Source organism: Streptomyces polygonati (assembly GCF_042650325.1).
Taxonomy (GTDB): domain Bacteria; phylum Actinomycetota; class Actinomycetes; order Streptomycetales; family Streptomycetaceae; genus Actinacidiphila; species Actinacidiphila polygonati.
This window is the reverse complement of sequence record NZ_JBHSBB010000014.1, coordinates 130,232-139,778: the sequence shown is the minus strand read 5'-3', so window position 1 is coordinate 139,778 and position 9,547 is coordinate 130,232. Positions and strand designations below refer to the sequence as shown.

The 9,547-nt window shown below is 72.7% G+C and carries 12 protein-coding genes and 3 pseudogenes; 5 read left to right on the top strand and 10 right to left on the bottom strand.

The window, feature by feature from the left end; all coding sequences use genetic code 11:
* Positions 1 to 323 precede the first annotated feature (323 nt).
* The 3 genes and pseudogenes from ACFO3J_RS21210 to ACFO3J_RS21200 form a co-directional block, all read left to right on the top strand.
* A pseudogene (locus ACFO3J_RS21210) lies at positions 324 to 779 on the top strand (ATP-binding cassette domain-containing protein); the annotation flags it as partial.
* Positions 780 to 1,046: 267 nt separating this feature from the next.
* A pseudogene (locus ACFO3J_RS21205) lies at positions 1,047 to 2,171 on the top strand (ATP-binding SpoIIE family protein phosphatase); the annotation flags it as partial.
* Positions 2,172 to 2,230: 59 nt separating this feature from the next.
* Entirely contained in the window at positions 2,231 to 2,914 is a 684-nt protein-coding gene (locus ACFO3J_RS21200; RefSeq protein WP_386431359.1) for an NADPH-dependent F420 reductase, read from the top strand.
* Between the two features lie 55 nt (positions 2,915 to 2,969).
* On the opposite strand, the gene ACFO3J_RS21195 is transcribed toward ACFO3J_RS21200, so the two are convergent.
* The 10 genes and pseudogenes from ACFO3J_RS21195 to gvpO all read right to left on the bottom strand — a co-directional run bounded on the left by ACFO3J_RS21195 (position 2,970) and on the right by gvpO (position 8,542).
* Positions 2,970 to 3,254 (bottom strand): gas vesicle protein K, encoded by a 285-nt coding sequence (locus ACFO3J_RS21195; protein WP_386431356.1) that lies wholly within the window; start codon positions 3,252 to 3,254, stop codon positions 2,970 to 2,972.
* Positions 3,251 to 3,484, bottom strand: coding sequence for a gas vesicle protein (locus ACFO3J_RS21190; RefSeq protein ID WP_386431354.1), 234 nt, complete (start codon positions 3,482 to 3,484; stop codon positions 3,251 to 3,253). Before ACFO3J_RS21190 ends, ACFO3J_RS21195 begins: the two co-directional genes overlap by 4 nt.
* Entirely contained in the window at positions 3,481 to 4,308 is an 828-nt protein-coding gene (locus ACFO3J_RS21185; protein WP_386431351.1) for a GvpL/GvpF family gas vesicle protein, read from the bottom strand. The genes ACFO3J_RS21190 and ACFO3J_RS21185 overlap by 4 nt, the downstream gene beginning before the upstream one ends.
* A 167-nt stretch (positions 4,309 to 4,475) precedes the next feature.
* Positions 4,476 to 4,799, bottom strand: a pseudogene (locus tag ACFO3J_RS21180) (gas vesicle protein); the annotation flags it as partial.
* On the bottom strand, positions 4,796 to 5,815 hold the full coding sequence (locus ACFO3J_RS21175) for an SRPBCC family protein (RefSeq protein ID WP_386431349.1): 1,020 nt from the start codon (positions 5,813 to 5,815) through the stop codon (positions 4,796 to 4,798). The pseudogene ACFO3J_RS21180 and the gene ACFO3J_RS21175, both read right to left, overlap by 4 nt.
* Before the next feature lie 6 nt (positions 5,816 to 5,821).
* A complete protein-coding gene (locus tag ACFO3J_RS21170; RefSeq protein WP_386431347.1) occupies positions 5,822 to 6,697 on the bottom strand; it encodes a histone protein in 876 nt (291 codons plus the stop codon).
* Positions 6,697 to 6,963, bottom strand: coding sequence for a gas vesicle protein GvpG (locus ACFO3J_RS21165; protein ID WP_386431344.1), 267 nt, complete (start codon positions 6,961 to 6,963; stop codon positions 6,697 to 6,699). The genes ACFO3J_RS21170 and ACFO3J_RS21165 overlap by 1 nt, the downstream gene beginning before the upstream one ends.
* Position 6,964: 1 nt before the next feature.
* Positions 6,965 to 7,693, bottom strand: coding sequence for a GvpL/GvpF family gas vesicle protein (locus tag ACFO3J_RS21160; RefSeq protein WP_386431341.1), 729 nt, complete (start codon positions 7,691 to 7,693; stop codon positions 6,965 to 6,967).
* Positions 7,690 to 8,160, bottom strand: coding sequence for a gas vesicle protein GvpJ (gene gvpJ / locus ACFO3J_RS21155; protein WP_386431338.1), 471 nt, complete (start codon positions 8,158 to 8,160; stop codon positions 7,690 to 7,692). Before gvpJ ends, ACFO3J_RS21160 begins: the two co-directional genes overlap by 4 nt.
* Before the next feature lie 58 nt (positions 8,161 to 8,218).
* Positions 8,219 to 8,542 (bottom strand): gas vesicle protein GvpO, encoded by a 324-nt coding sequence (gene gvpO, locus ACFO3J_RS21150; protein WP_386431335.1) that lies wholly within the window; start codon positions 8,540 to 8,542, stop codon positions 8,219 to 8,221.
* Positions 8,543 to 8,733: 191 nt separating this feature from the next.
* Here gvpO and ACFO3J_RS21145 point away from each other — a divergent pair, with 191 nt between their 5' ends.
* Positions 8,734 to 9,201 (top strand): ANTAR domain-containing protein, encoded by a 468-nt coding sequence (locus ACFO3J_RS21145; RefSeq protein WP_386431333.1) that lies wholly within the window; start codon positions 8,734 to 8,736, stop codon positions 9,199 to 9,201.
* A complete protein-coding gene (locus ACFO3J_RS21140; RefSeq protein ID WP_386431331.1) occupies positions 9,195 to 9,527 on the top strand; it encodes an ANTAR domain-containing protein in 333 nt (110 codons plus the stop codon). The genes ACFO3J_RS21145 and ACFO3J_RS21140 overlap by 7 nt, the downstream gene beginning before the upstream one ends.
* Positions 9,528 to 9,547 lie beyond the last annotated feature (20 nt).

The window sequence follows — 9,547 nt, the reverse complement described above, 5'->3', positions numbered from 1 at the left end:
AATCTCCCGCCGGTCCGGCAGCAGGTCCCTCGCCGGTCCGGGGCCGGTCCCTCGCCGGTCCGGCGCCGGGCTCCTCCTCGGGTCCCTCGCCCGTCCGGCGGCGGATCCCCCGCCGGGTTCGCCTCCCAGGCCGCACCCCGCCGCCCGTCCGAGCCGCGTCGCCGGGTGCGCCGCGGGCTCCGCCCGGTTCACGCCCCGCGCCCCGCACCCCGCCGCCCGCCGCGCCAACAGCCGCCGTACATTTATTCGTTGTCCGCGATGCGGTCACGCGGTACGCCGTGCAGACTCGGTAACCCACACCGGGCGTGAGGAGGCGGTTTCCGATGCGAGGCAGTCCCCTGCTGACCGTGCGTGGGATCTCCAAGAGGTTCGGCGCCGTGCAGGCGCTGCGCGAAGTCGGTCTCGACATCGGCCGGGGCGAGGTTGTCGGCCTGGTCGGCGGCAATGGCGCCGGCAAGTCCACCCTGGTCAAGGCCATCGCTGGGGTCTTTCCGCCGGAGAGCGGGACCATCGAGTGGAAGGGCCGGCCGGTCGAGATCCGCCGGCCGATCGACGCCCAGCGGCTGGGCATCGCCACCGTCCACCAGAATCTGTCGCTGTGCGACAACCTCGACACGGTCGACAATCTCTATCTCGGCCGCCCGCTGCGCCGTTGGGGCGTACTGGACGAGGTCGGGATGGAGAAACGTTCCCGCACCCTGCTGGACACCCTGGCGATCCGCATCCCCAGCCTGCGGGTCCCGGTCGCCTCGCTGTCCGGCGCCCAGCGCCAGGGCGTCGCCATCGCGCGGGCCCTGATCGGCGAGCCCGAACTCATCGTGCTGGACGAGCCGACCACCGCCCTCGGGCCCCGACAGGCCGCCCTGGTACTGGAGTTGGTGCAGCGGCTGCGCGATCAGCGGCTCAGCGTCCTTTTCGTCAGCCCCGAGATGGAGGAAGTACGCGCGGTCGCCGACCGGGTGGCGGTGCTGCGCGGCGGCCGGGGCCGCGGCTTCTTCGACACGAAGTACACCACCCAGGAGCAGATCGACTCGGCCATCACCGGCAACCACGCCATGGCGGTGAACCTCCAGCACAGCCTGCTGCCGCACGGACTGCCGGAACAGGACGCGCTCGACGTCGCCTACCGCTACCTGCCGGCCCAGGCCGGGGTGGGCGGTGACTGGTTCGACGTCATCCCGCTGTCCGGCGCCCGCGTCGCGCTGGTGGTGGGCGACATCGTCGGGCACGGCATGCACGCCGCGGCCACCATGGGACGGCTGCGCACCGCGGTGCACAACTTCTCCATGCTGGACCTGCCGTCCAACGAACTCCTCGCGCACCTCGACGACTTGGTCGGCCGGATCGACAAGGACGAGGCGGCGGCCGGCAACGGCGTCCCCATCGCGGGCGCCACCTGCCTGTACGCCATCTACGATCCGGTCTCCCGCCGCTGCGAACTGGCCAGGGCCGGTCATCTGCCACCCGGCCTCGTCCACCCGGACGGCACCGTGGAGTTCCTCGATGTGCCGGCCGGCCCGCCGCTGGGCCTGGGCGGGCTGCCCTTCGAGGCGGTGGAGGTGGAACTGCCCGAGGGCAGCCGGCTGGTGCTGTACACGGACGGGCTGGTCGAGAACCGCGAGCGCGACATCGACGTCGGCCTCGAACTCCTGCGCACCGCCCTGACCGGCCCCGACCGTACGCCGGACCAGGCCTGCGAGAAGGTGCTCGAAGCGCTGCTGCCGGACAACCCCAAGGACGACATCGCCCTGCTCGTGGCCCGCACCCACGCACTGCCCGAGAAGCACATCGCCCGCTGGGAAGTGCCCTCCGACCCCGCCGCCGTCGCCGCGGTCCGGGAGCGCGCCAACCGGCAGCTGGAGGAGTGGGGACTGGGGGAGCTGGTCTTCACCACCGAGCTGATCCTCAGCGAGCTGGTCACCAACGCCATCCGCTACGGCTCGGGCCCGGTCGTGGTCCGGCTGCTGCGCGACCGCTGCCTCATCTGCGAGGTCGCCGACACCAGCAGCACCTCCCCGCACCTGCGCTACGCCGCCACCACCGACGAGGGCGGCCGCGGTCTCTTCCTCGTCGCCCAGATCGCCGAGCAGTGGGGCACCCGCTACACCGAGGCCGGCAAGATCATCTGGGCCGAGCAGCGCCTCCCCGGGGACCGCCGGCCCACCGGCTGATCCCCGCCGTGAGCAGGCGGTCTTGGAACGGGCCGGGTGATCGGTGTCTACTCGTGCGCATGGCGACTCTTGGACTCATCGGCAGTGGTTATATCGGAAGCGCGATCGCCCGGCTGGCAGTGGCCGGCGGACTGGATGTGGTGCTGAGCAACTCACGGGGGCCGCAGACCCTCGCCGGCCTCGTCGAGGAACTCGGCCCGCGGGCCCGGGCCGCGACGGCGCTGGAGGCGGCGGAAGCAGGGGAGTGGGTGGTGGTGACGATTCCGGTGCTGGCCTTCGGGGATGTGCCGCGCCAGCCGTTAGTCGGCAAGGTGGTCCTCGACACCTGCAACTACTACCCGCAGCGCGACGGGCAGATCCCCGAGCTGGACGAGGGCAAGGTGACCAGCAGCGAGATCCTCCAGCGGCAGCTGGACGGGGCGCATGTGGTGAAGGTCTTCAACAACATCGGCTTCCGGCACCTGGCGGCGCTGGCCAGGCCGTCCGGGGCGCCCGACCGTACGGCGCTGCCCATCGCCGGGGACGACGCCGGGGCCAGGACGCGCGCCACCGAGCTGATCGATCTGCTCGGCTACGACGTGGTCGACGTCGGCTCGCTCGCCGACAGCTGGCGCTTCGAGCCGGGCCGCCCCTCGTACGGACTGCCGTACGCGGAGAACCCCGGCCCCGACTTCATGACGCAGCCGGCCGCCCCGCTGTCCGCCGCCGACCTCAAGACGCTGCTGGCGGCCGCCGAACGCTGAGCCGTGCCCGTCCCCCCGGGGCCGCGCTCAGGGCCCCGGGGGGGGGGCCACGCCCTCACCAGCCGTCGTCCGCCAGCAGCGTCCCCAGCGGGCCGAGATCGAGGCCGAGATCCTCGCGGCGCAGGCCGTGCGCCGCGCACATCTCCGTCATCCGCCGGTCGAGCAGCATCAGGGCCGTGCCCAGCCGCTCCTCCTGCTCCTCGCCGAGACCGCCCTGGTCGATGCGGCGGATCGCCTGGCGCTCCATCAGCTGGCGCAGGAGTTCGACCACGGTCAGCACCAGGGACGCCAGATCGCGTGCCGCGTCCTGCGGGTCCAGGTCCAGCCGGGCGCCGCTCACAGCGGGCCGCCGTCCGACCACGGCGCGGGGACGCGCTCGCTGACCGAGGCGAGCAGCGCGTGCAGCGAGAGCCGGATCAGCGGCACCTCGGCGATGGCGATGACGAGATCGCCGCTGATGACGACACCGGTCGACAGCACCCGGTCGAGCAGATCGACCAGCGGCACCCCGAGCGGTGCTCCGCTGTCCGGACCGAGCCACGGGACGACCTCTCCGGCGGTGGCCGTCATAGCTGCTCCCCGGTGAACGAGTAGGGCGCGAACGGCCCGGACATCTCGACGTCCACCCCGTGCGCGGGATTGTCGCGCAGCGAGGCGATCAGCGCGGCCAGCTCGGGGGCGCGCGAGTCCGCCACCAGATAGGCGGCGTTCATCACCTGCACCCGGTCCTTGCCGGTGATCGCGGTGCCGTGCGGCCGGCGCCGTACGGAGTCCACCGCGAGCAGGCTGACCGCTTCGTGCACCCGGGCCGCCGAGGACAGCGCCGCGTCCTGGCGGGCGTGGCGGTCGCGTTCCCGTGCGCGGACCCGGGTCAGATAGGCCAGTCCGCTGCCGCCGTCATCGGCCGGCCCCGGCCCCGGCCCGGACGGCGCCGCGCCGGCGGAGCCGCTCTGCGGCGTCGTATGGACCTTGACCGCCCACTCGGCGCAGCCCCTCACCCGGTCGAGCACGGCGGTGAAGTGCGGGCGCTTCTCGGTGAGCGCGGCCCGCGCCCGCTCGGCGTCGGTGAAGAGGGTGCCGAGCGGCAGCGGCACCACCGGCCCGGCGGCCGCCGCCGCGCTGATCACGGCGTGGTGGGCGCGGACGCAGGCTTCGAGTTCGGCGCTGTCCCGGAGCCGGTTGCGCAGCGCCTCCGCAGCGAAGAGGAACGCCGGGACGTCCTGGGTGACCGCCCACACCGAGCCGCCGAGGTCGAGCAGGCCGACCGAGCCGCCTCCGCCGTGGCCGGGGGCGGGGGCGAGACGTGCCGGGTCGCCGGTGGCGCAGATGGCGAAGACGCAGGTCAGCAGGCCGTCGGTGGTGGCGGTGGGCGGGACGGCGTACGACTCGGTCACCGGGACACCTCCCGGCGGGTGCGCCGGGGAGCGGCGGTCGCGGTCCGCTTCCGGGCACGCGCGGACTTCCGCTCCTGTTCCCGGTCCTGGCCCTGGTCCTCGTCGTCCTCGTCGTCCTCGCCGTGGTGCCGGTCCAGCTCCCGGGTCTGTGGCTGTTCCTCCGCCCGTCCCTCCGCCCGTTCCTGGGCCCGTTCCAGCTCCGCGACCCGTTCGCGGAGCTGGCGCTTCTCCTCGTCCTGGGCCAGGCGCGCGGCGCGGGAGGAGAGCGCGGGATCGGTCTCCCACCAGTCGATCCCCGCCTTCCTGGCCGTCTCCACCGACGAGATGAACAGGCGCAGCCGGATGGTGAGCAGCTCGATGTCCAGCAGGTCGATCTTGATGTCGCCGGCGATCACGATGCCCTTGTCGAGCACCCGCTCCAGGATGTCGGCGAGGGTGGCGGTGGGCGGAGCCGTGCCGTACGGCGTCACCCCGCTGAGCTCGTGCGTCATCCGGCGCGCCCCCTCAGCGCCTTTGCTCGCCGGCCTCCCTTCTCCTTCCCGTCCTGCTCCTCCTCCTCCTCGTCCTCGTCCTCTTCGTCGAAGTCGTCCTGGGCGTCGTCGGCGGACTCGTCCCCGTCGTCCTCGTCCTCGTCGTCTTCGTAGGAGTCCTCGTCCTGGTCCTCGTCGGGCTCGTCGTCCTGCATCCCGTCCTCGTGGGACCGCACGACCTCCCCGTCGCGGATCTCGCCGCGCCAGCCCTCGACCTCTTCGTCCGCGTTCATCGTCACGTGCCGGCCGAAGTGCTTCAGGTCCAGCCGCAGCCGCCGGCCGACCGCGCGCCAGAGGTTGGCGAACTTCTCCATGAAGCCGTCGGGGGTGTACTCGACGACCACCAGGATGCGGGTCAGGTCGGGGGCGAGTTCGTGGAAGCTCACCACCCCGCTCGTGGTGCCCTTGTTGCCCTCGGAGGTCCATCTGATCCGCTCGTCGGGCACCTGCTCCTGGACGGTCGCCTCCCAGTTGCGCGTGGAGAAGGCGATCTTCGCCGTCCACTTGGAGGTGACGTCGTCCTCCTTCGACACGTCCTGGACGCCCTTGCTGAAGGTGGGGAAGTCCTCCAGCTGCGTCCAGTGGTCGTACGCGATACGGACCGGGACACCCACATCGATGCTCTCCATGATGTTGGTGGTCTTGGAGTTCCCCTCGTTGCCCTCGCCACCGCCGCCGCCCATGCCCGGAATCGCCTCCTTGGCCTTGCCCACGACCTTGTCCTTGGTGTCCTTCGTCTTCTGGCCGAGCATCGCCTTGGCCGGGTTCTCGCCCTTCAGGATGCGGGCGCCGACAGCGGCCGTGCCACCCTTCTCCTCGGCCATGCCGGTGAGCTTGTCGGTCAGGCCCGACACCTTGTCCTCGGCCTTCTCCACCCACCCGTGCGCGATGCCGTGCAGGAAGTCGGAGACCTCCTCGCGCAGCTCGTCCAGCCCGGTGCTGCCGCCGCCGTTGGACTCCTGCTTGTTCTGGGGCATGTCCGTCTACCTCCCACGCCGGTTCGACTGTGACGGTGAATTGCCGGATGACGGCTTGTGGGCGGGCACACGCTTGTGCGCGGCCTTCTTGCCCGTGGGGGCGGCCTTCTTCGCCGCCGCCTTCCGCGGGGGTACTGCCTTCTTCGCCGCGGGCTGGCCGGCGGCCTGCTTCCTGGCCGGTGCCTTCTTGGCCGCGGGCTTGTCCTTGCCTTCGTCGTCCGGGGCGTCCTGATGGGATGCCCGGCGACGCGCCGAGCGTTCCGACCGGCTCCGGCCGGGGAGGTGCCGGGCCCGCTCATGAGGTGTGTCGGTGGGGGGCTCTTCCTCCTCGTCCTCCTCCGCGGGTTCCTCCTCTTCGGCTTCCTCGTCCGTGGCCTCGACGTCCTCTTCTTCGGGTTCCTCCTCTTCGGGTTCCTCGTCCTCGGCCTCGATGTCCTCCGCGTCCTCGGGAGCCCCGTCCTCGTCGACCTCCTCGTCCTCCTCGTCGAGGTCGGCCGGGACGTCCTCGTCCTCGAACTCCTCTTCCTCGCCCTCGGCGCCCTCTGCGCCTTCCGCGTCCTCGTCGTCGGCGGCGTGCCGGGCGGCGGTCCGCTCCCGCAGCGACTGGGCCATCGCGGCGAACTTGCGGTCGGCGGAGCCCGACACCGCCGTCCGGGCGGCGGTCAGCAACTCCCCGGTGACCTTGTCGCGCAGATCCGCCACGTGCGGATGGTCCTTGAGGCGGCGCAGGCCCTCCTGCGCCAGCTTGGACGGCGACAGGCTGAATCTGCGTCCGGCGACGTAGGTGGCGATGGCGAAGGCGTACTTGGCCTTCTTGGTGCGGCCGAGCAGATAGCCGCTGGCGACCGCCGCGCTGACTGCCGCCTTGCTCGAGTTGTCCATCAGTGGATCCCTCCGGGTCCGTGAGATGTCGGGTGCGTGCCGTCGGGGCCGGCCAGCAGGTCCAGGAGCTGCCCCTCCTCGCGTTCGAACCGCTCGGTGTCGATCAGGCCCTCGTCGTACGCGCGATTGAGGGCCGCGAGCCGGGCGCGGAGGACCGACGGGTCGTACAGCTCCTTGCCGGCCGTGTCGAGCACGACCTGGGAGATCCACTCGACGCCCCGGACCGGTGCCAGCGGCAGCAGGAGCAGCCCCTTCAACAGGCCCATGTCAGGCTCGGGCCGGTGCGGGCAGCGCGGCGAAGCTGTAGCAGGGCAGCGGGCCGGTCACCGTGACGGCCGCCTGTCCGGCGTGGTCGCGGGTGAGGCCGGCCGCCGCCGTCCGGAAGCGCTCGGCCTCCTCGGCGGCCACCAGGAAGGAGGCGTTGAGGACGTACTCGGCGACTTCCGGGCCCTGCTGCATGTCCGCGGCCATGGCGGACAGCGCGGCCGTCACCGCCGCGCCGACGGCTCCGGCCCGGCGGCGCAACCCGGCCATGACCGCCTCGCCCAGCCGGAGGTCGGCCTCCATGGAGGGCGAGCGCCGGGAGCGTTCCCGGGCCCGGCGCACCTCGGGGTCGTCGCGCACGATCGACGCCAGACCACTTTCCACCGCGGCCACCTTGACGTTCATCTCCACCATTCCCGCGACCCGGTCCAGCGCGGCCAGGTAGTCGTCGCTCCGCTCGGTCAGCTGCCGGCGGAGCTGGTACCGGTCGTCGGCGACCACGCCGAAACGTGTCGGCAGCAGCGGACCGGCGGCGCTCAGGGCGAGCTGCACGTTCTGGTGCGCCCCCAGATCGCGCCGGCTCGCGCGCAGCCGCTCCGGCGCGGCGCCGACCACCGCCGCGGTCTTCCCCACCGTCAGCTTGCGGACCCGCTGGGGCGGTTCACCGACTCCGCGCAGAGCGGCGGGCAGCGAAGTCGCCGCCCGCACCACGCCGTAGACGTACAGGCTCATCGCGCTCGGCTCGCCTCTGCGCGGTGGCGGGAGCGCGGCCGGTCACCGTTCTCCCGCGAACTCGGACGGCGGCGCGGCCGGTCTTCCTCTTCGGCTTGGCCGTCCTCGCTCCCGCCCAGCGCGCTCTTGACCTTCCGGCCCAGCGAGTGGCCCGCGCTCCGGGCGCCGGCCTTGCCCGCGGCCCCGCCGAGGCCACCCATGCCGCTCATGCCGCCGAGGAGGTCGGGCACCGTACGGCTGCTGGAGTCGTTCGCCAGGTCCACCCGGTTGCACGCCTCGGCGAAGCGGAGGTAGGTGTCGACGCTGGCCACGACGATGCGCGCGTCGATCTTGAGGATCTCGATCCCGACCAGCGACACCCGGACGAAGACATCGATGACGATGCCGCGGTCGAGGATGAGTTCGAGGACGTCGTAGAGCGTGCCGGCCCGCGGGGCGTACACGACTTCTTCGGAGATGACGGTCACGGCGACACCGGCCCTTGTCTCGGCTGTCTCGGCTGTGCTGCTTGCGGAAGGAGGGAGATCACCTGTCGGCCGCGCCGCGCCGGTAGCGGCGCAGCCGGCGGTAGCTCAGCAGCGATCCGTCCTCGTCCAGCTCGACCTCGTAAGTGGCCATCAGGCTGGTCGTGTCGGGGATGCGTTCGACTTCCAGCACGTCCACGCAGACGCGCCAGCGGTTCTCCTCCAAGGGGGAGACCTCGGAACTGCCCTCCGCCGGGTGCCCGATCAGCCGGCTGAGGCCGCGGGTCGCCTGCCGCGCGGCCTCGGCCGCGTCCGTCACGCCGGAGGGACGGCTGCTGCTGCGCCGGGTGGCCGGCCGGGAACCCCGTACACGTTGTTCTGCCATGCACCCGAGTCTTGGCAACGAACGGACCCGCCGCATCCCGGGCTGCACCATCCGTGGCACGCCGGGCGGGGGGGCGCGATGCGGGACCATGGACGTCCTTCGGTGTGACCGCGGGTCCACCGGGAAAACAACGAGGGCCTGAGAGGTCAGGACGGGATCGGTGGCGAACCGGCGGGCGGAGGGGACGGGTCATGCGGCGGACGGAGGGGCGGGAAGCGGCGGCCGGCGGTGAGCCGGGCGGCGGGGGCCCGGGCGTGCGGGACTTCGGCGCCGGACATCTCATCGGAGCGGACCTGCCCACCGCGGACCTCGCCGTCGAACGCGACGCCCTGCGACGGCAGGTGGCCGCCCTGCGCGAGGAGATGGCGTCGCGCGCGGTCTTCGACCTGGCGTGCGGGATCGTGATGGCCATGGGCCGCTGCTCCGGGCAGGACGCCGGACGGGCGCTGCTGGAGGTGGCCCGGCGCACCGGGGTCACGCGCGGCGCGATCGCCCGGCTGCTCGTCGAGGGCATCGGCGGACCGGCACCGTCCGAGCCGGTCCGGGCGGCGCTGCGCGAGGTGTTGGAGCGGGTGTCCGAGGCCCGGGACGGCGGGCGGGACGGCGGGCGGGGCGACGGGCGGGGGGACGCGATGACCGGGGCGGAGGGGCGATGGTGAGCCGGCCGCCCGAGCGGGGCGCGCCCACCGCAACCGACACGCTGCGCCGCGAGGTCGAGGCCCTGCGGCAGGAAGCGGAGGGGCTGCGGCAGGCCCTGACGACGTCTCCGATCATCGACATGGCCCGCGGGGTCGTGATGGCCACCGCGCCCTGTACGAAGGAGGAGGCGTGGCAGGTCCTGGTCGAGTTGTCCCAGCGGACGAACGTCAAGCTGCGCGACATCGCCCGGCACATCGTCTCCGGCGTCACCGGCGAGCCCATGCCACCCCCGGTGCGGGGCGCCCTGCTGGCCGCGCTGGACCGGATACGGGCGACCCGGGGCTGACCGAGCGGCACCGCCGTACC

Bases quoted from the DNA above. Each gene is read 5' to 3' on its own strand.
- ACFO3J_RS21200 (WP_386431359.1), top strand. From the start codon at position 2,231: ATGGCGACTCTTGGACTCATCGGCAGTGGTTATATCGGAAGCGCGATC.
- ACFO3J_RS21190 (WP_386431354.1), bottom strand. From the start codon at position 3,484: ATGACGGCCACCGCCGGAGAGGTCGTCCCGTGGCTCGGTCCGGACAGC.
- ACFO3J_RS21175 (WP_386431349.1), bottom strand. From the start codon at position 5,815: ATGCCCCAGAACAAGCAGGAGTCCAACGGCGGCGGCAGCACCGGGCTG.
- ACFO3J_RS21170 (WP_386431347.1), bottom strand. From the start codon at position 6,697: ATGGACAACTCGAGCAAGGCGGCAGTCAGCGCGGCGGTCGCCAGCGGC.
- ACFO3J_RS21165 (WP_386431344.1), bottom strand. From the start codon at position 6,963: ATGGGCCTGTTGAAGGGGCTGCTCCTGCTGCCGCTGGCACCGGTCCGG.
- ACFO3J_RS21160 (WP_386431341.1), bottom strand. From the start codon at position 7,693: ATGAGCCTGTACGTCTACGGCGTGGTGCGGGCGGCGACTTCGCTGCCC.
- gvpO (WP_386431335.1), bottom strand. From the start codon at position 8,542: ATGGCAGAACAACGTGTACGGGGTTCCCGGCCGGCCACCCGGCGCAGC.
- ACFO3J_RS21145 (WP_386431333.1), top strand. From the start codon at position 8,734: ATGCGGCGGACGGAGGGGCGGGAAGCGGCGGCCGGCGGTGAGCCGGGC.
- ACFO3J_RS21140 (WP_386431331.1), top strand. From the start codon at position 9,195: ATGGTGAGCCGGCCGCCCGAGCGGGGCGCGCCCACCGCAACCGACACG.